18 protein-coding genes are annotated in these 19,142 nt (G+C 72.7%); 10 read left to right on the top strand and 8 right to left on the bottom strand.

The window, feature by feature from the left end:
• Positions 1 to 65 precede the first annotated feature (65 nt).
• The 4 genes from bioB to ACIP37_RS06015 are packed head-to-tail and all read left to right on the top strand — an operon-like array spanning position 66 to position 3,881.
• A complete protein-coding gene (bioB, locus tag ACIP37_RS06030) occupies positions 66 to 1,298 on the top strand; it encodes a biotin synthase BioB (protein ID WP_400802868.1) in 1,233 nt (410 codons plus the stop codon).
• Between the two features lie 22 nt (positions 1,299 to 1,320).
• Positions 1,321 to 2,625: an adenosylmethionine--8-amino-7-oxononanoate transaminase gene (locus ACIP37_RS06025; protein WP_400802871.1), complete on the top strand. Its 1,305-nt coding sequence runs from the start codon at positions 1,321 to 1,323 to the stop codon at positions 2,623 to 2,625.
• Positions 2,622 to 3,380: a dethiobiotin synthase gene (gene bioD / locus ACIP37_RS06020; RefSeq protein WP_400802873.1), complete on the top strand. Its 759-nt coding sequence runs from the start codon at positions 2,622 to 2,624 to the stop codon at positions 3,378 to 3,380. The genes ACIP37_RS06025 and bioD overlap by 4 nt, the downstream gene beginning before the upstream one ends.
• A gap of 54 nt (positions 3,381 to 3,434) precedes the next feature.
• Positions 3,435 to 3,881 (top strand): hypothetical protein, encoded by a 447-nt coding sequence (locus ACIP37_RS06015; RefSeq protein WP_363586703.1) that lies wholly within the window; start codon positions 3,435 to 3,437, stop codon positions 3,879 to 3,881.
• Between the two features lie 220 nt (positions 3,882 to 4,101).
• On the opposite strand, the gene ACIP37_RS06010 is transcribed toward ACIP37_RS06015, so the two are convergent.
• Positions 4,102 to 4,329 (bottom strand): hypothetical protein, encoded by a 228-nt coding sequence (locus tag ACIP37_RS06010; RefSeq protein WP_363586702.1) that lies wholly within the window; start codon positions 4,327 to 4,329, stop codon positions 4,102 to 4,104.
• Positions 4,326 to 4,664: a hypothetical protein gene (locus ACIP37_RS06005; protein ID WP_400802877.1), complete on the bottom strand. Its 339-nt coding sequence runs from the start codon at positions 4,662 to 4,664 to the stop codon at positions 4,326 to 4,328. Before ACIP37_RS06005 ends, ACIP37_RS06010 begins: the two co-directional genes overlap by 4 nt.
• Before the next feature lie 107 nt (positions 4,665 to 4,771).
• Between ACIP37_RS06005 and ACIP37_RS06000 the strand changes: the two genes are divergently transcribed.
• Together ACIP37_RS06000 and ACIP37_RS05995 are read left to right on the top strand one after the other, a co-directional pair.
• Entirely contained in the window at positions 4,772 to 5,812 is a 1,041-nt protein-coding gene (locus ACIP37_RS06000; protein WP_400802880.1) for a Scr1 family TA system antitoxin-like transcriptional regulator, read from the top strand.
• A gap of 242 nt (positions 5,813 to 6,054) precedes the next feature.
• Complete coding sequence (locus ACIP37_RS05995) at positions 6,055 to 7,491, top strand: aminopeptidase P family protein (RefSeq protein WP_400802883.1); 1,437 nt, start codon at positions 6,055 to 6,057, stop codon at positions 7,489 to 7,491.
• Between the two features lie 78 nt (positions 7,492 to 7,569).
• Here ACIP37_RS05995 and ACIP37_RS05990 read toward each other — a convergent pair whose 3' ends face one another.
• From ACIP37_RS05990 to paaK, 5 genes are all read right to left on the bottom strand, one after another.
• Entirely contained in the window at positions 7,570 to 8,208 is a 639-nt protein-coding gene (locus ACIP37_RS05990) for a hypothetical protein (RefSeq protein WP_400802886.1), read from the bottom strand.
• A gap of 127 nt (positions 8,209 to 8,335) precedes the next feature.
• Entirely contained in the window at positions 8,336 to 8,803 is a 468-nt protein-coding gene (locus tag ACIP37_RS05985; protein WP_400802889.1) for a GNAT family N-acetyltransferase, read from the bottom strand.
• 66 nt (positions 8,804 to 8,869) lie between these two features.
• Positions 8,870 to 9,601 carry a 50S ribosomal protein L11 methyltransferase gene (locus tag ACIP37_RS05980; RefSeq protein WP_363586698.1) on the bottom strand — a complete coding sequence of 244 codons (732 nt, stop codon included), beginning with the start codon at positions 9,599 to 9,601 and terminating at the stop codon, positions 8,870 to 8,872.
• A 45-nt stretch (positions 9,602 to 9,646) separates the two neighbouring features.
• Entirely contained in the window at positions 9,647 to 10,672 is a 1,026-nt protein-coding gene (locus ACIP37_RS05975) for a substrate-binding domain-containing protein (protein WP_400802892.1), read from the bottom strand.
• Between the two features lie 268 nt (positions 10,673 to 10,940).
• Complete coding sequence (paaK, locus tag ACIP37_RS05970) at positions 10,941 to 12,197, bottom strand: phenylacetate--CoA ligase PaaK (RefSeq protein WP_363586719.1); 1,257 nt, start codon at positions 12,195 to 12,197, stop codon at positions 10,941 to 10,943.
• Positions 12,198 to 12,628: 431 nt separating this feature from the next.
• Here paaK and ACIP37_RS05965 point away from each other — a divergent pair, with 431 nt between their 5' ends.
• The 3 genes from ACIP37_RS05965 to ACIP37_RS05955 all read left to right on the top strand — a co-directional run bounded on the left by ACIP37_RS05965 (position 12,629) and on the right by ACIP37_RS05955 (position 15,862).
• Positions 12,629 to 14,266 (top strand): hypothetical protein, encoded by a 1,638-nt coding sequence (locus ACIP37_RS05965; RefSeq protein WP_400802894.1) that lies wholly within the window; start codon positions 12,629 to 12,631, stop codon positions 14,264 to 14,266.
• A gap of 20 nt (positions 14,267 to 14,286) precedes the next feature.
• Positions 14,287 to 14,436: a hypothetical protein gene (locus tag ACIP37_RS05960; RefSeq protein ID WP_363586695.1), complete on the top strand. Its 150-nt coding sequence runs from the start codon at positions 14,287 to 14,289 to the stop codon at positions 14,434 to 14,436.
• A gap of 247 nt (positions 14,437 to 14,683) precedes the next feature.
• Positions 14,684 to 15,862 carry an ROK family protein gene (locus tag ACIP37_RS05955; protein ID WP_363586694.1) on the top strand — a complete coding sequence of 393 codons (1,179 nt, stop codon included), beginning with the start codon at positions 14,684 to 14,686 and terminating at the stop codon, positions 15,860 to 15,862.
• Between the two features lie 187 nt (positions 15,863 to 16,049).
• Here the strand turns inward: ACIP37_RS05955 and ACIP37_RS05950 are convergent, their stop codons facing one another.
• Positions 16,050 to 16,823 carry a GntR family transcriptional regulator gene (locus tag ACIP37_RS05950; protein WP_363586693.1) on the bottom strand — a complete coding sequence of 258 codons (774 nt, stop codon included), beginning with the start codon at positions 16,821 to 16,823 and terminating at the stop codon, positions 16,050 to 16,052.
• A gap of 276 nt (positions 16,824 to 17,099) precedes the next feature.
• Here ACIP37_RS05950 and ACIP37_RS05945 point away from each other — a divergent pair, with 276 nt between their 5' ends.
• Positions 17,100 to 17,906, top strand: a complete 807-nt coding sequence (locus tag ACIP37_RS05945; protein ID WP_363586692.1) for an exodeoxyribonuclease III — start codon at positions 17,100 to 17,102, stop codon at positions 17,904 to 17,906.
• Positions 17,907 to 19,142 lie beyond the last annotated feature (1,236 nt).

Raw genomic sequence — 19,142 nt, 5'->3', positions numbered from 1 at the left:
TTCCGCCGATCTTCTGGCGGGTTCCCTCTGGCGCCATTCGAGCGCCACCAGGCAGGATCGGCCCCATGGATCTGCTCGATACCCTCACCGCCAAGGGCCTGCGCGGCGAAGTCCCGACCCGCGAGGAGGCGCTGGCCGTCCTCGCTACCACCGACGACGAGCTGCTGGACGTCGTCGCCGCGGCCGGCAAGGTCCGCCGGAGGTGGTTCGGCCGACGCGTGAAGCTCAACTACCTGGTGAACCTCAAGAGCGGGCTCTGCCCGGAGGACTGCAACTACTGCTCGCAGCGGCTGGGCTCCAAGGCCGAGATCCTCAAGTACACCTGGCTCAAGCCCGACCAGGCCGCCGAGGCGGCCCGGGCCGGGGTGGCCGGCGGCGCCAAGCGGGTCTGCCTGGTCGCCAGCGGCCGCGGCCCGACGGACCGTGACATCGACCGGGTCACCGACACCATGGCCGCCATCCAGGAGGCCGACCCCGAGGTCGAGATCTGCGTCTGCCTCGGCCTGCTCTCCGACAACCAGGCGGAGCGGCTGAAGGCGGCCGGCGCCGACGCCTACAACCACAACCTCAACACCTCCGAGAAGACCTACGGCAACATCACCACCACCCACACCTACGCGGACCGGGTGGACACCGTGAAGAAGGCGCACGGCGCGGGCCTGTCCGCCTGCTCCGGCCTGATCGCCGGCATGGGCGAGAGCGACGAGGACCTGGTCGACGTGGTGTTCGCGCTGCGCGAGCTGGGCTCGGACTCCGTCCCGGTCAACTTCCTGATCCCGTTCGAGGGCACGCCGCTCGCCAAGGAGTGGAACCTCACCCCGCAGCGCTGCCTGCGCATCCTGGCGATGGTCCGCTTCGTCAACCCGGACACCGAGGTGCGGATCGCCGGCGGCCGCGAGGTGCACCTGCGCTCGATGCAGCCGCTCGGCCTGCACCTCGCCAACTCGATCTTCCTCGGCGACTACCTGACCAGCGAGGGCCAGGCCGGGCAGACCGACCTCGACATGATCAAGGACGCCGGGTTCGAGGTCGAGGGCGCCGGCGAGGCCACCCTGCCCCGCCACCGCGCGGACGTCGCGGCGGCCTCCTCCGCCGCGTCGGCTTGCGGCACCGCCGCGTCGGCCTGCGGCAGCGGCGGCGGCTGCGGCCCGTGCGGCGGGCACGCGCACGCCCCGGCCTCGGAGGACACCCCTGCGTCGGCCGCGGAGGACACCGACGCCTCGGACGGGGAGCTGCGCAGCGACCTCGTCAAGGTCCGGCTGCGCGGCGCCGGCACCGAACTCGCGCCCAATGCCTGATAGTTCTGGAGACTGACGCATCATGCCCCAGCTGTCCGCGGACACGCTGCTCGCCCTCGACCGCGCCCACGTCTGGCACCCGTACGGGCCGATGCCCGGCACCGCCACCCCGTACGTGGTCGAATCCGCCTCGGGGGTCCGGCTGCGCCTCGCCGAGCCCGTCGCGGGCGGGCGGCGCGAGCTCGTCGACGGGATGTCGTCCTGGTGGGCGGCCATCCACGGCTACCGGCACCCGGTGCTGGACGAGGCCGTGCGCGAGCAGCTGGGGCGGATGAGCCACGTCATGTTCGGCGGGCTCACCCACGAGCCCGCCGTCCGGCTGGCGGCGACGCTGGTCGAGATCACGCCCGAGCCGCTGCAACACGTCTTCCTCGCCGACTCGGGCTCGGTGGCCGTCGAGGTCGCGATGAAGATGTGCCTCCAGTACTGGCAGTCCACCGGCCGCCCGGCCAAGCGCCGGCTGCTGACCTGGCGCGGCGGGTACCACGGCGACACCTTCCACCCGATGTCCGTCTGCGATCCGGACGGCGGCATGCACCACCTGTGGGGCGGGGTGCTGCCCGGGCAGCTGTTCGCCCCGCAGCCGCCGGCCGGGTTCGACGCCCCGCTCGACGCCGGGTACGCGGCCGAGTTCGAGGAGTTGATGGCCCGGCACGCCGACGAGCTGGCCGCCGTCATCGTCGAACCGGTGGTGCAGGGCGCCGGCGGGATGCAGTTCCACTCCCCCGCCTACCTGCGGATGCTGCGCGAACTCTGCGACCGGTACGGGGTGCTGCTCGTCTTCGACGAGATCGCCACCGGATTCGGCCGCAGCGGCGCGCTGTTCGCCGCCGACCACGCGGGCGTCTCGCCGGACGTGATGTGCCTGGGCAAGGCACTCACCGGCGGCTACCTGACCCTCGCCGCCGCGCTGTGCACCGGCGAGATCGCCGACGGCATCAGCCGCGGCGAGATGCCGGTGCTCGCGCACGGGCCGACCTTCATGGGCAACCCGCTGGCCTGCGCGGCCGCCAACGCCTCGCTGGAGCTGCTGCTGGGCCAGGACTGGACGGTCGGGGTCAAGCGCATCGAGGCCGGACTGGCCGACGGGCTCGCGGCCGCCGCCGGCCTCCCGGGCGTCCGGGACGTCCGGGTCCAGGGCGCCATCGGCGTCGTCCAGTTGGACCACCCGGTGAACGTCCCGGCGGCCACCGAGGCGGCCGCCCGGGCCGGCGTCTGGCTGCGGCCCTTCCGGGACCTGATCTACACCATGCCCCCCTACGTGACGGAGGACGAGGACGTGGCACGCATCGCCGACGCCGTGACCGCTGCGGCGGTGGCCGGATGAGCGCCCGCATCCTGTTCGTGACGGGCACCAACACCGAGGTCGGCAAGACCGTCGCCACCGCAGCCCTCGCCTCGACGGCGCTGCGCGGCGGGCAGAAGGTCGCCGTGCTCAAGCCCGGGCAGACCGGCGTCGCGCCGGGCGAGCCCGGGGACGCGGCCGAAGTCCGGCGCCTGGCAGGCGATCTGACGATTCGTGAACTCGTCCGCTACCCGGAGCCGCTGGCGCCCGACACCGCCGCCCGGCGGGCCGGGATGCCCTTCCTCTCCCCCGCCGAGGTAGCCACCGCCGTCGCCGAACTGGCCGCCGCGCACGACCTGGTCCTGGTCGAGGGCGCGGGCGGGCTGCTCGTCCGCTACGACGACGAGGGCCGCACCCTCGCCGACCAGGCCCGGGCCGTCCTGGACGCCGGGCTGCCGGCCGAGGTCCTGCTCGTCGCCTCCGCCGGGCTGGGCACGCTGAACATCGTCGCGCTCTCGGCGGAGGCCCTGACTTCGCGTCAACTCCCCCTTGCGGGCGTGGTCGTCGGCTCCTGGCCCTCCTCCCCCGGGCTCGCCGAACGGTGCAACCTCGCCGACCTGCCGCGCTCGGCCGGCGCCCCGCTGCTCGGCGCCCTGCCGGAACGCGCCGCAGCCGCCGCGGACTTCGCCGCCCTCGCGCTCGCCTCGCTGGCCCCGGAGCTGGGCGGCAGCTGGGACGCGAAGCACTTCGCGCACACCCATCGGCCCGAACAGGCCCCGCTTCGCTCGAAGGGGTGATTCCGGCGCCCGAACCCTGGGTTCGGACGCTACGGGCTCAATACCGTTCCTCCCATGACAGACGGGATGACGGTAGACGAGTCTCTTCGGGCCCTGGCCGCCCTGGAGGCTGCGTGGAAGGACGACGACGAGGCGCTGTCCGCCCTCGCCGCGGGCGGTGCGGACGAGCGGTCGCTCCCGGCGCTGGTCGCCGCGTACGGCGAGCACGCGATGGACACCCTGATGGCCCTGGCCTTCGGCCTGCGGTCCACCATGAGCGACGAGGAGATCGCCGAACTCTCCGACGCGGTGAGCTCCAACATCGGCGCCCGGATGAGCGCCCTGCTCACCCAGGCCCTGAAGACCTGGGGCGCCCTCGCGCCCCCGGACGACCTGGCGGTGACCAAGGCCATCGCCCGCGCGGTGATCGACTCCATGCGCGCCGTGACCGAGGACCCGAGCCAGACCGAGGTCCTCCCCCTGCTGGCCACCTTCCGCACCTACGCCCTCAACGGCGCCTGACACCGGAACCTCGGCGCGGGCTTCGAGACCTCTCGAAGCCCGCGCCGTCATGTCTGCACCCTCATCCACCCTGCGGCAAGCGCGAATCCCCCCGTCGAGGAGGCGAAGAGGATAAGGACGAACACCAAGGCACTCGCCTCCGTGGGAACACGCTCAGGAATCGCGAGGAAAACCACACCCGCGAGCGCGAAGCTCCCGATGGCGATGGCGCCGGAGGCGATTACGGTCGCATTCCCCTGCGGAGGACGACGACCAGCCGCTCGATGACGTCCGGCCGAGCGGCTCCGAGGTCGATCAGGATGACTCCGGTGGCTTTGGCCGAGCGCCAGTCGATGCCGAGGGAGGGCAGTTTGACCTCGGCGGCGCTCAGGACGGCCTGGAGGTCGTCGAGGATGTCGGCCGCGGCGCGACGGTCCTCGGCCGTGACCTTGTCGATCATGCTGCTCATGGGGCATCGCACTCTTCGCTGTTCGTGATCCAACGCGCTTCGGTGTCCCACTCCACGCCACCTCCGACGGGCCGGAGGAAGGCCAGCCCGTGCTGCCACCCCATGAAGACGGCCCAGCACCCGGAGCGGACGTCGTAGACCCGCTCGCCGACAACGGCCGGCCGGTAGGGCTCGGACGGCGGCGTCACCCGCCGCACGGGCGGCGCCGCCGGGGCGATGGCGCCACTGCCCATCCGCGCCTCGGGAACGGAATCGCCGCACTGCGGGCACCGGCAGGGCGGAAAGTTCCGCCGCAGGACGATGCTTTCGCCAGATTGAACGTTCGTCATATCCACGGAATAACTCCTCTCTGTTGCTAACTCCTCACCAAGAGTGGCCAATCGCGGCTAGCATCGGAAGAGCTTCACTTTGACAGCGAGCACTGTGGAAATGGGTGGTTGCCATGCCTCAGCGGGAAGTAGACCCAACCTCATCTCCGAACGCAGCCATCGGCGTTCAGCTCCGGCGCTTCCGCAAGGCGAGAGGGCTCACTCAGATCGAGCTCGGGCGGCGGACCAACTACAGCGATTCACTCATCTCCATGATCGAGAACGGAGACCGTCCCGCGCCGCTGAACCTCGTCCGGCGATGCGACAAGGAACTCGACACCTGCGAGGCGCTTGAGCTCCTGTACTGGACCGCCAAGAGCACCACCTTGATCGGCGGGTACCTCGCGTACATCGAACACGAGGCCAAGGCCACCGCCTTCAAGATCTTCCAGCTGAACGTCATCCCGGGGCTGCTCCAGACGCGGGGCTACGCATCGGCGCTCATCAACGCCGCAGCCCAACGAGGTGAGATCCCCGAGGACAAAGTCATCGAACGCCTGAATGTCCGCATGGCGCGGCAGGCCCTGCTGTACCGCGAACCACCCCCCTCCATCCACATCGTCATGGAGGAGAGCTGCCTGCGAACCGTTGGCGGCCCCTTCGTCATGGCCGAGCAGCTTCGCCGGCTCGAGAGCGTGGCCGGCCTTCCGCACGTCATGCTGCAGATCGCGCCGTCCAGTCTCGGTGAAGGCCTCCCGGCGACCACGCCGTTCACGCTGCTGACCCGCCCGGACGAGAAGTGGATGGCCTACCTCGAAACCATCCAACGGGGCTACGTCGAGCGCGAGGACGAGAACAAGATCCGTTCCCTCGCAAGGACTTACCATTGGCTCCAGGCCCAAGCCCTCTCATGCGAGGACTCGTTGGCCCTCATCCACGCCCGTCTCAAGGAGTTCCACGCCATGTTCCCCATCGCGACGGTCAAGCCCACCTCCTGGCTGAAGTCCTCGTACAGCAACGGTGGCGGCGAATGCGTCGAGGTCGCACCCGGACTCCCCGGCATCCTCCCCGTCCGCGACAGCAAGGACCCCGAGGGCCCTCAGCTCGCCTTCGGCGCCGACGCCTGGCAGTCCTTCGTCGCCGGCGTCAAGTCCGGCGACTTCGGCACCGTCTGAGATCCTCGGCTGCCGACCAGCCGGGTCCGGTCGGGGCGCCGTACTTGATCCAGGCCGCCGGGTGGCGTTGTCGTTGCGCAGGTGGAAGGCCTGGCCGCCAGGCAGGTCGGCCGGTTCCGCGAGGCGCCTACCCCTTCTCTTCGAACTCTGCTCGATATACCGTACATAACGCTTGTTACGTACCGGGCAGGTCAGCGTAGCGAAGCACCTTGCATCCACCACCCTCACCTGGAGAGTCTGCTGTGACCGAACCCGCCGAGACCATCAAGTACCGCAAGAACGGCCTCACCCGCGGCGTCACGGACGAGCTCGCCGAGAACATGAAGCAGGGCTGGGCCGACACCGAGCGCAGCGCCCTGGAGCCGATCCCGCAGGCCGCGCACACGGCCCGCCGCCGCGCCGAGCTGTCCGCGGCCTTCCCCGGCGAGCTGCTGGTGATCCCGTCCGGCAACCCGAAGGTGCGGGCCAACGACACCGACTACCCGTTCCGCCCGTCCTCCGACTACGTCTACCTGACCGGCGACCAGTCCCAGGACGCCGTGCTGGTCCTGGAACCGACCGGCGACGCCGGCCACCGGGCCGCCGTCTACCTGCGCGACCGCTCCCGGACCGACAACGGCGAATTCTGGCTGGACAACCACGGCGAGCTGTGGGACGGCCGCCGCAACAGCCTGACCGAGAGCGAGCGCCTGCTCGGCCTGCCCTGCCGGGACGTCCGCACCGTCCACGCCGATCTGCGCGCGGCCACCGGCCCGGTGCGCGTGCTGCGCCGCCACGACGCGGGCGTGGAGCAGTCCCTCCAGGGCCGGGCCGTCGCCGAGCGGGACGCGGAGTTCGAGGTCTTCCTGTCCGGCCAGCGCCTGGTCAAGGACGAGTTCGAGATCGCCGAGCTGCGCTTCGCCTGCGAGGCCACCGCCCGCGGCTTCGAGGACGTGGTGCGCATCCTCGGCACCGACACCGAGACCCCCGAGCGGCTGATCGAGGGCACCTTCTTCGTCCGGGCCCGGATCGAGGGCAACGACATCGGCTACGGCAGCATCGCCGCGGCCGGCCCGCACGCCACCACCCTGCACTGGGTGCGCAACAACGGCCACGCCAAGCCCGGCGACCTCCTGCTACTCGACGCCGGCGTGGAGACCAACCGCCTGTACACCGCCGACGTCACCCGCACCCTCCCGGTCAGCGGCCGCTTCACCGACCTGCAACGCAAGGTCTACGACGCGGTGTTCGCAGCACAGGAAGCCGGCATCGCCGCGGTGAAGCCCGGCGCCGACTTCCGCGACTTCCACCACGCCGCCCAGCGCGAGCTCGCCGAACACCTCACCTCCTGGGGCCTGTTCGGCGACCTCACCGCCGACAAGGTGTACGAGCTGGGCCTGCACCGCCGCTTCACCCTGGCCGGCACCGGCCACATGCTCGGCCTCGACGTCCACGACTGCGCCCACTCGCGCACCGAGGAGCACGTCGACGGCCCGCTGAAGCCGGGCATGGTGCTCACCGTCGAGCCGGGCATCTACTTCCAGCAGAACGACCTGACGGTGCCCGAGGAGTACCGCGGCACCGGCGTCCGGATCGAGGACGACATCCTGGTCACCGAGGACGGCAACGAGAACCTCTCGGCCGGCCTCCCCCGCACCTCCACCGAGGTCGAGGCCTGGCTCGCCGAACTGCGAGGCTGAGCCCCCGGAACGACAGCTGCGGCACCCGGGAACGCCCGGGTGCCGCACGTCGCAGTGCCGCGTGCAGAGCGTGAGGCGTCAGAGTGTCGGCAGCGGTTCGTCGAGCCCCGGCTCGCGCCCCTCGGTCAACCAGAAGACGTAGCCCCGCAGGTAGTCCTCCAGCCCGTCGTCCAGGTACGCCGCGTACCCGCGCAACGCCTCGGGGTCGTTGCGCCCGTCGGTGTCGGCCAGTTCGGCGGCGATCCACTCCCGGACGGCGTCCCGCCCGTGCCACCACGCCCGGACGGTCTCCGGCGTCCAGTAGTCGCCGCCGTCGCAGTTGAAGCCGCCGATCGGCTCCATCTGGGCGACCCCGACGAGGGCCGCCAACTCCCGGAGTCCGCCAGGCTGGCGGTAGACGAACTCGCAGTGCTCCTCGCCGGAGAGGACGTGCGCGGGCAGGTAGAACGGCCCGTTGAGGCCGGTGTCCGTCATACCGGCGTAGAACGGTCCGGGCACGCCCAGCCGGCTCCGGTCCTCCCAGCGCCCGTCACCGACCCCGCCGCCGGAGAGCCGGACGGCCGACAGCGGGTCCCAGTAGGCGACTTCGTCCCAGGGCCCGTCGGCGGGGTAGTTCAGCAGGTCGCCGTGGAACCGCTCCAGCGACCTCTGGAGCCCGTCCTGGAAGGCCTCCTCGCCGTGGTCCGGCCGACGGAACCACCGCCTCGGCATTCGCATACGTCCCACGGTATCCGGCCGTCGCGCGCCCTCCCGCCGCCGGGGCACGTCCCGGCGGGCTGCGGCTACTTCAGCTTCCCCAGCGCCGTCCCCACCCGCTGGACGGCGTCCACGGACGGGGGCGGGATCAGGCGGTCAGCGGCTTGACCCAGCGGCTCCACTGCGGTTCGGGACGGTAACCGGCGGCCGCCCAGGTGCGGTGGCCGAGGGCGTTGTCGTCCAGCACCATGGCGTCCGCGCGTCGGCCGCCGAGCGCGGCGAAGCGCTCCTCGGCGGCGGCGAGCAGGGCGGCGCCGATGCCCCGGCGGCGGTGGTCGGGGTCGACGGCGAGCCGGTAGAGGTGACAGCGCCAGCCGTCCCAGCCGGCGATCACGGTGCCGAGGACGGCGGCCGGGTCGCCCGCCGGGGTGGCGACGATCAGGCACTCCGGATCCCGGGCGAGCAGCGCGGCCACGCCCGGGGCGTCGTCCGTGATGCTGGCGCCCTTCGCCGCCCGGGCCCAGAGGGCGAGCAGGGCGGGAATCTCGTCGGGGGTGGCGGTGCGCAGGGCGATCCCGTCGGGGGCAGCGGTGCGCGGGGCGATCTCTTCGGTCATGGCGGCCTGTCTAGCAGGCGGTTCCGCCCGACGGCCGGGAATTCCGCAGCCTGGACGGACGGGCCGTCAGCCCAGCCGCCACACCGTGGTGGTCTTGACGGCGGTGTCCTCCAGGTCGGCGACGACCGGCACCTGGTAGGCGGCGAGCGCGGTGAACCGCTCCCGGGGCAGGTAGGCCCGGCCGGGGTCGCCGACGATGACGGTGGCACCGCGCGCGGCGGCCCGTTCCAGGAAGGGCAGGAAGCGGGCGGCCATGGCCCGTTCGTAGAAGACGTCGCCGGCGAGCACCACGTCGGCCGGGGCGCCGTCGCCGTCCACCAGGTCCACCAGCGCGGCCTCCACGCGCACGCCGTTGGCCTCGGCATTGAGGCCGATGGCGGCCACCGCGTAGGCGTCGATCTCGGCGGCACGCACGGACGCAGCGCCGCTCAGCGCGGCCGCGACGCTGACCACCCCGCCCCCGGCGGCCACGTCGAGCACCGCCCGCCCGGCCACCAGCTCGGGGTGGTCCAGCACGTGGCGGGCGACGGCCACCCCGCCCGCCCAGGCGAACGCCCAGAACGGCGGCGGCAGTCCGACCTCCCCCCGCGCCCGCTCGGTGGTCTCCCACAGGGTGATCGCGTCCTCGGCCATGTGCAGGCCGACCTCGGGGACGAACGGGACGGGCTTCAGCTCAGTCTCGCGCCGGATGAAGGCGAGGTCGGCCTCCGACGGATCGGCCTCCGACTGGTGGGTCTCCGACTGGTGGGTCTCCGGCTGATCGGTCTCCGGCTTGAGAGTGCGCAGCTCACTCGGCATCTCCGCAGCATAGGGCCCGCACGGGGGTGCTCACGCCCGCCGCAGCTACTGGAGGCCGGCCGCGGAACAGGCGGCGGCGTAGTCCGGCGTGCAGATCTGGGCGACGGTGAAGAGGCCGTCGGCGACCACGGTGGCCTTGATGTTGTCCTTGGTGAGCGCGACCGGGGCGATCAGGCCGGCCGGCACCTTGTCGCTGCTGCCGCTGGTCACCGTGGTCGGCACGAGGGCACCGCCGATTTCCTGGCCGTAGGCCAGGTCGACGGCCAGTTGCGCGGCCACGTCGGCCTCCGACTTGAAGGGCTTGTAGACCGACATGGCCTGGGCGCCCGCCAGGATCCTTTGCACGCCGTCGAGTTGGAAGTCCTGGCCGGTCAGCGGGACACTCCGGCCCGACACCTCGGAACCGGACGCGCTGGAGTCGACCGCGCTGGGTGCGGCAGCGTTCGGATCAGCCGTGTTGGGGTCGGCCGCGTTCGGGTCAGCCGTGTTGGGGTCGGCCGCGTTGGGATCGGTGGGCGAGCCGTTGGTCGTGATCGTCTCGCCGCCGTCCGCCGTGCCGTCCACCGCCGCCGCGGCCTGGCCCCGCAGTTCGACGACCTTGCGGTTGTCGAAGGACACGTAGGCGTCGACCGGCCCCTGGGCGAGGCGGTCGTAGGCGACCACCTTGACGCCCGCGTCGTGCGCCTTCTGGATCGACGCCTGGATCGACTTGGCGTCCACCGCGTCCAGGATCAGCACCTTGGCGCCCTTCTTCACGGCGGCGTCGATCTGGGTCTGCTGGACGGCGGCGTCCTGGCCGGCGTCGTAGTAGTCGATCTGCGCGTCCGGCGCCAGCTCCTTGATCTTCTTCTCGATCAGCGGCCGGTCGAACTGCTCGTAGCGGGTCGTCGTGGCCTCCGGCAGCAGCAGGGCTATCCGCCCGGCTCCCCTCCCGGCCGCGGCCGGGAGGGGAGCCGGGCCGCCGCCGGAGCCGCCGCTGGACGACTGCGTCGCGCTGTCGCAGGACGCCGCGCCCAGGCCGAGGGAAATCGCTGCGGTCACCGCGAGGACGCGGCGCAGCCCGATGCTCATGAGGATGCCTTTCCGATTGGTTGGGTCCACCCCTCTTTCGTTCGAGTCTGGGAACCTTCGGCCGCGACCACGATCCCGGTGCGCCGAATGGGTCTCAAGCTTCCGTCGGCGGGTGTCCGTCAAAAGGCGTCCGCGAGGCGGAGGCTGGCGGGACAGCAGGCAGCGGCCGGGGGCCGGCGGGACGGCGATAGACGCCGGAGGCGTAGGGCATCCCCCCGGACAGCCCTACGCCTCCGGCAGGCCCCAGGGCTGCGGGCCCCCGTCGGCCTCACCCCCGTTCGTCGACCACCCGCCGGATCTTCCCGACCGAGCGCTCCAGCGCGTACGGCTCCACCACCTCGACCGCGACCGTGACGCCCACCCCGTCCTTCACCCCCCGGACGATCGCCTCCCGCGCCGCAGCCCGCTGCTCGGCCGGGGCGTCCGGCCGCGCCTCGACCCGGACGGTCATGCGGTCCAGCCGTCCCTGCCGGGTGAGCCGCAGCTGGAAGTGCGGCGCGACGCCCGGGGTCCGCAGCAGGACCTCCTCGATCTGGGTCGGGAAGACGTTCACCCCGCGCAGGATGATCATGTCGTCGCTGCGGCCGGTGACCTTCTCCATCCGTCGGAAGGCCGGCCGCGCGGTGCCGGGCAGCAGCCGGCTGAGGTCGCGGGTGCGGTAGCGGATGACCGGCAGCGCCTCCTTGGTGAGCGAGGTGAAGACCAGTTCGCCGCTCGCACCGTCGGGCAGCACCTGGTCGGTGAACGGGTCCACGATCTCCGGGTAGAAGTGGTCCTCCCAGATGTGCAGCCCGTCCTTGGTCTCCACGCACTCCTGCGCGACGCCGGGGCCGACCACCTCGGAGAGGCCGTAGATGTCGACGGCGTGCAGGTCGAGCCGGTCCTCGATCTCGCGCCGCATCTCCTCCGTCCACGGCTCGGCACCGAAGATGCCGATGCGCAGCGAGGTGCTGCGCGGGTCGACGCCCTGCTTCTCGAACTCGTCGAGCAGGGTGAGCAGGTAGGAGGGGGTGACCATGATGATCTCGGGACGGAAGTCCTGGATCAGCTGCACCTGCCGGGCAGTCATGCCGCCGGAGGCCGGGATGACGGTGCAACCGGCCCGCTCGGCGCCGTAGTGCGCGCCCAGGCCGCCGGTGAACAGCCCGTAGCCGTACGCGATGTGCACCTTGTGCCCGGGCCTGCCGCCGGCCGCGCGGATCGACCGGGCGACCACGTCGGCCCACATCGAGAGGTCGTGCTCGGTGTAGCCGACGACGGTCGGGCGCCCGGTGGTGCCGCTGGAGGCGTGGAGCCGGCGGACCCGCTCCATCGGGACGGCGAACATGCCGAACGGGTAGCCCTCGCGCAGGTCGGCCTTGGTGGTGAAGGGGAAGCGGGCGAGGTCGGCCAGGGTGCGACAGTCCTCGGGGCCGACGCCGGCCGCGTCGAACTTGCGGCGGTACAGCTCGACGTTGTCGTACGCGTGGCGCAGGGTGGCCCGGAGACGGGTGAGCTGGTGGGCGCGCAGCTCGTCAACGCCCATCCGCTCGCCGGCGTCCAGCAGCGCGGGCGGGATCGGCTCACCCAGGCGCCGGGCGGGCACTTCGCCGCAGGCGGGCGCTTCACCGTAAACGGGCGCTTCGCCGTAGGCGGGCTCATCGCCGTACGGGCGCGGGGCGGGTGCGCTGCCGGTCATCGTCGCTCCTCCGCAGGTCGGCCAGGACGGGCGCACCGACCGATCGTTCGGTCAGGACGACCCCCACGCCAAGTAACCCAGCGCCCGCACCGACTGTCAAGGGGTCGCACACCGGATCCGGAATGTGAAGTTCCGACCACTTCGGGTGGAGATCGGACCCCCACCTTGGCTGTCCGATATGAAAATCATTACAGAAGTTTGACCCGTGCACGGCATCACCCGGCCCGACCGCGTGGTTCAGTAGTGCGGCTTCTCCCCCGCACCCCGGAGTGATCACCGTGCCCACGACTCCAGCCCTGGTCAGCGCGCTGCGCGAACTCGGCGACCGACCCGCCGTCGTCGCCGACGGGCGCGCGATCAGCGGCATCGGCCTGCTGCTCGGCGTCTCCCCGCCGGGCGGCCTGCCCCGGGCCCTCGCCCAGCGCGTCGCCGCCCACGCCGCGCTGCCGCCCTCCGCCGCCCGCACCGCCGAACAGCGGCTGCGGCACTGGGCGGGCGTCCTCGGCCCGCCGCCCATCCGGCACACCGTGCTCCACCCCGCCACCGACCTCGCCGTCGAACTGGCCCTCGCCACCCTGCTCGCCGGCGGGACCGTCCACTGCGGCGACCCCCGGCAGGACCCCGAGCGGCAGCTCGTCGACCTCGCCGCCAGCGCCACCACCCACCTCAGCCTGCCCTCCACCCTGCTGTGGCGACTCAGCCGCCGCCCCGACCTGGCCGACCACGACCTCGGCGCCCTGCGGCTCGTCCTGCACGTCGGCCCCGAACCCCGACAGGACGACGTGTACGCCGCCGTCGACGCGCTCGGCGCCGTCCTCGCCCACGTCCGCGCCCCGCACAGCCACGCCGAAGCCGCCGACCGGCGACTGCGTACCGCCGCCGACGCCGCCGACGCCATCGCCTGGAAGCACGCCATAGGCGTCACCGCCGAACAGGTCCAGGCCTTCGGGACCCACCTCGACCACGCCGTACTGTCCGCGCTGCTGCTGACCCTCCAGCAGAGCGGCGTCCTCACCGACCCCGGGCGCGGACACACCGAGGCCGAGATCCTCGCCGCCGCCCTCGTCACCCCCGCCCAGCGGCCCCGGGTCGGCCGCTGGCTCGACGCCCTCACCCGGCACGGCCTGATCACCCGGCACGGCGACGTCCACTACGGCCGACCCGAGCTCACCGCGGCCGAGGTCCGGGAGGCCTGGCGGCCCGCCGTCGAGGCCTGGAACGACGGACTCGGCCCGGTCTCCGCCCTGGACCGGATCCGGCGCGGCGCACTACGGCTGCCCCGGCTGATCACCGGCGAGGAGGCCCCCCGCCCGGCCGCCGCCCCGATCCGCTGGACGGCCGCTCGCGGCTACCTCGGCGCCGCCCTCGGCGCGCTGGTCCGCGGCATCGCCGAGACCCACGACGGGCCGCAGCCGCTGCGCATCCTCGAACTCGGCCAGGACGACGCCGACTCCACCGTCACCCGGGCCCTCGCCACCCGGCCCCGCCCCGGCGCCGACCACCACCAGCTGCCCGACGGCGGCCGATACGACCTCGTCGTCGCCACCGTGACCGGCCACCCGGACACCGTCGTCCCGGAGGTGGTCGACCAGCTCGCGCCCGGTGGGCAGCTGCTGCTGCTCGCGCCCACCGGCGAACAGCTCGACCTGCTGATCACGGGGGACGCCGAGGCCCGCACCGACTCCCCGGCCTTCCCCGCCTCCCCTGTCCACCCTGCCGCTCCCGTCCACCCTGCCGCTCCCACCTTCCCGGTGTCCGCCGCTGCCCCCGGCTTCCCCGCCTTCCCGGCGCTCCCCGCCGAGCGCTGGCGGGCCGCCCTCACCTCCGCCGGCTGCCCGACCGTCCTCGCGCTGCCCGAGGACGGGCACCCGATGGGACTGCTCGGGCAGCGGCTGTTCGCGGCGCGGATGCCCTGAGCCGCCGCTACCATCGGGCCGTGCCCGACTCCCCCGTGGCGGCCGGCTCCGTGCTCAGCGCCCTGTCGGCCGGCTCCCGGCTGAGCCTCGGCTCGCTGTTCTCCGCCCGTTCCCGCTGGTCGGTACGGTCCCGGCGGCCCGGCGGCGGGCGGCCCGTGGCCGGGCCGTGAAGCCCGGGTCGTGCACCACCACCCGATGCGTACCATTTCGATACCGAAGCCTGGATGAGCTGCAGGGATTCTCGCCCAGCGGGCCCACCCCCGGGTAGGCTCCGCTTGTCCTCCGGCCCTGGCGCAGGCGGCCCCGCGCCGCCGTGCCGCGTTCCGGGGGTGGCACACCCCCGCGGGCCATTCGGTGGGCACCGCGCACTCGACACCGCGCGCCAGGGCAGTCGCGCGAACGGCGAAGGGCATCGCATTGGCGGATCGGCTCACCGGAGGAGACTCCTCGCTGCTGCGGCGGATCAACGCGGCGGTCACGCTTCGGGCGCTGCGGACCGGCCACTCCGTGACCCTCACCCAGCTCGTCGGCGAGACCGGGCTCTCCCGCCCGACCGTCGAGGGCGTCATCGAGGGTCTGGTCGAAACCGGGCTGGTCGCCGAGGTCGACCAGCCCAAGGAGGACGGCCAGCCCGGCACCGGCCGGCGCGGCCGACCGGCCCGCTGGTTCCGCTTCCGCGCCGAGGCCGGACACATCCTCGGCATCGAGGTCGGCGTGCACGACATCCACGTCATCCTCGCCGACCTCACCGGCGAGGTGGTGGGCAGTCACTTCAAGCCGGTCGACGAGACCCTGGACGCCGAGGACCGGCTCGCCGCCGTCCGCACCGCCGTCGCCGAGGTCCTGCGCAAGGCCGGCATCTCCCGCGACAACCTCTGGGCCGTCGGCATCGGCACCCCCGGCATCGTCGACCGCGACGGCACCATCCAACTCGGCACCGCTATGCCCGGCTGGACCGGCCTCGACCTCGGCGCCCGGCTGCGGCGCTCCTTCCGCTGCCCCGTCCTGATCGAGAACGACGCCAACCTCGCCGCCATCGCCGAACACTGGCAGGGCGCGGCGGTCGGCGCCGGTGACGTCGTCTTCGTCATGGCAGGCCTCAGCCCCGGCGCAGGCTCCCTCATCAACGGCAGGCTGCACCGCGGCTACGGCGGGGCGGCCGGCGAGATCGGCGCCCTCCACCTGCTCGGCCAGGAGGTCACCCCCGAGCGGCTCCTCTCCACCACCGGCAAGCCGCTCAACCCGCTCGACGAGGCCGCCGTCGCCCGCGTCCTGCGGCTCGCACGGGAGGGCGACGAGGTCGCGAAGGTCGCCATGGACCGCTTCCTCACCCGCCTGGTCCAGGGCGTTGCCGCGCTCGTCCTCGCCATCGACCCACAGCTCGTCGTGATCGGCGGCTGGGCGGCCGGCCTCGACGGCGTCCTGGAGCCGCTGCGCGAGCGCCTCGCCCAGTTCACCCTCCGCGCGCCCGAGGTGGCGCTCGCCGCGCTCGGCTCCGAGGTCGTGGCGATGGGCGCGCTCCGCGTCGCCCTCGACCACGTCGAGGACCAGCTGTTCGCCGTCGACCCGCCGACCACCGGCAACGGCCGCGCCTGACGGCCCCGGACCGCCCCGCCCTGGGTTGAACCCGGGGCGGCGGTCCGGACTCAGCTCCGCCCGGGCAGCGGTCCGGACCCAGCTCCGCCCGGACCACTCCGCCCACACAACTCAACCCACACAACGGCCGAGGCCCGGACGCCAGTTGGGCGTTCGGGCCTCGGTCTGAGGGTGTCGGAAAAGTGGTTCAGGAGGCGGTGCGGACCTCGGCCGCAGCCCCGACCGGGGTGACCTCGACCAGCCCGGTCGAGCCGAAGGTCAGCTTGCAGGTGTCGGCCCGGTAGGTGGCGACGGCGAGCGCCACCAGGCGGCCGGCCGACGCGTACTGGGTGGTCATCACCAGCACCGGCGAACCGGGCGGGCGCTCCAGCAGGGCGGCCTCGTCGGCCTCGGCGACACCCAGCTCGACCGCGCGGGACTCGCCGTCCACCTCCAGCCGCTCCAGCTGGCGCAGCACCGAGCGGGCCCGGTCGCTCTCTGCCCGGAAGCCGGGCAGGTGCGGCAGCGCGGCGGCCGGCACGTGCAGCGACTCGGTGGCCACCGCCCGGCCCTCCACCAGGCGAACCCGGCGAACGGTGTGCACGGTGGCGCCCTCGGCGATGCCGAGGCCCTTGGCCAGCTGCGCCGGGGCGGGGGCGGTGGTGCAGTCGACCGTCCGCCAGGCGTGGCTGCGGCCGACGCCGGGCCAGCCCTCCTCCTGCCGGTTGACCGGGACGCCGACCCGCGGGGCGGCGATCAGGGTGCCGATCCCCCGGCGACGCACCAGGCGACCCTCCAGCTCCAGCTGGTCGAGGGCCTGCCGCAGGGTCGCCCGGGCGACTCCGAAGCGGGCGGAGAGCTCGCGCTCGTTGGGCAGGACCTGGCCGGTGGAGAACTCCGAGTCGATGGCCCGCAGCAGCACCGTACGCAGGTGCCAGTACTTCGGTTCCGGCACCGCCGAAAGCTGTCCAGTCGTCCCCACCGTGTCCTCCACCCTGCTTCGTCCACCCTGCGGTAAGGAGGGCGGATCCCGGGCCCGCTGTCCGCGGATGCGGCAGGTGGGAGAGCGGGCTTTTATCCGTCCTTCTTTATTAAAGGTCTTTGCAGTAAGCGACCCTAGGGGCATCGTCCGGAGATGGTCAAGACCAATGGCGCGGCTTGGTGCGACTGTCGCACACATTCATGCCGCGTTCACGTCATCCCGCGGCGGCGCGCGTCACGCTTCGGCGCAGGCCCCGGCACTCGGTAGGCTGCCCGGGTGATCGTGGTGACGAGTGTGAACGTGAACGGAATCCGGGCGGCGGCCAAGAAGGGCTTCGTCGAGTGGCTGGCCGGCACCGAGGCGGACGTGGTCTGCCTCCAGGAGGTGCGCTCCGAGCCGGAGCAACTGCCCGTCGAACTGCGCGACCTCGACGGCTGGCACGCGGTCTGGGCCCCCTCCGTCGCCAAGGGCCGGGCCGGCGTCGCCGTCCTGTCCCGCCAGGAGCCGCAGCGGACCGTCATCGGATTCGGGTCCGAGGAGTTCGACAACACGGGCAGGTACGTCGAGATCGACCTGCCGGGGCTGACCGTCGCCAGCCTCTACCTCCCCTCCGGCGAGGTCGGCACCGAACGCCAGGACGAGAAGGAACGCTTCATGGCGGAATTCCTCGTCCACCTCACCGCCCTCCGCACCCGCGCCGCCGCCGACGGCCGCGAGGTCGTCGTCTGCGGCGACTGGAACATCGCCCACCGCCCCGAAGACCTCAAGAACTGGAAGGCCAACCAGAAGTCCGCCGGCTTCCTCCCCGAAGAACGCGCCTGGCTCTCCCGCGTCTACGACGAAGCCGGCTACGTCGACGTCGTCCGCACCCTCCACCCCGACCGCACCGGCCCCTACTCCTGGTGGTCCTACCGCGGCCGCGCCTTCGACAACGACTCCGGCTGGCGCATCGACCTCCAGGTCGCCACCCCGGGCCTCGCCGCCCGCGCCACCGACGCCCGCGTCGAACGCGCCGCCACCCACACCGAGCGCTGGTCCGACCACGCGCCCGTCACCGCGGCCTACGACCTGGGCGACAACTGACCCACAGGCAGCCACAGTTGAGCAGAGCCCAGGGGCGGCCTCGACCGACGGCGCCTCCCCGGGTTCAGGGCCGCTCGGATCACCTGACGAGGCCTGCCAGCTCGCCCGGGCCGGTTTGACAAGTCAGTTCGTTTCACCGCTTCTCGACGATGGCAGCTTCAGACCGCCCGTCGTCCGACAAATCTCCCGCGCTCCGGACGGCGCCGCCGAACGGTCTACCCGGGTGCATCCGCCTGTCCGGGGTCGTCGCGGGGCCAGGTGCCGCGGGCGTGAATGGTGGCAGGCGGGGAGTTCGGCGGCGAGGACACCGACGTGGGGCGCGCGGTCGCCGATGACGTAAAAGCGGCGTTTGACGCGGCTGGCGGCGACGTCGAGGAGGTCGGTGGTCCAGGCGCTGAGGCTGCGGCAGGTTCCGCGGGCTTCGCGGCCGAGGGCGCGGAAGGGGCGATGACGCGCAGGCGTTCGGGGGTGGCGCCGTGGCAGTCGAGTTGCCGAAGGGCGGACGGCGTCGGCGTCCTCGTCGTCTCCACGCTCGGGGCGTCCCACAGGGCGGATTCGTAGCGCAGGTCGGAGATCAGCTCGTCCAGTCCCCTGTGGGGCAGGCCGGCGGCGCGTTCGACCGCGATGTGCAGGACCAGGGACAGGGACAGGGACAGTTTGGCCCAGACCCGGGCGAGTTCGGCGAGCTGGGCGGGGTCGCCCTACGGCCGGTGACCCGCGGTGACGGTGCGCAGCAGGGCGACGGCTTCAGGCTCCGGCAAGGTGCCGGGGATGAGGCGGCGGGCGCCGTCGCACACGGCGAGGCCGGAGAGCCGGCTGCGGCTGACAACGACTATCCGGCTGCTGGCGCTGCCGGGTAGCAGGGGGCGAACCTGGCTGACCGTGGCGACGTTGTCGAGGACGACCAGGACACGGAGTTCGGCGAGCAGGGAGCGGCAGAGGGCGGCGGCTGCGTCAAGGTCCTGTGGGGGGGGGACTGGGTGCGGCCCCCGAGGGAGGTGAGGAGGCGGTGGCGGCCCGGACAGATCCTTTCACCACGCCTGGCGCACAGCCGGCCCACCTGCCGAAGGCGCCAGCCGCAACAACCACTTCCGAAACCGCCACGGGAAGCACGAACTGTTCCCGATCGGACCCACGCCAACCCTGGTTCCGCGCACCTCACGTCACCTCCTCCACGGCCTCGCGCACCCGCTGCGCCCGGATCCCACTCGGCCCAGCAGGCGCAGTCCACACCTC

The sequence above is a fragment of the Kitasatospora sp. NPDC088861 genome, from assembly GCF_044750105.1.
Lineage (GTDB): Bacteria > Actinomycetota > Actinomycetes > Streptomycetales > Streptomycetaceae > Kitasatospora.
The sequence above is the reverse complement of the archived record's forward strand: the minus strand, read 5'-3'. Positions and strand labels throughout refer to the sequence as shown.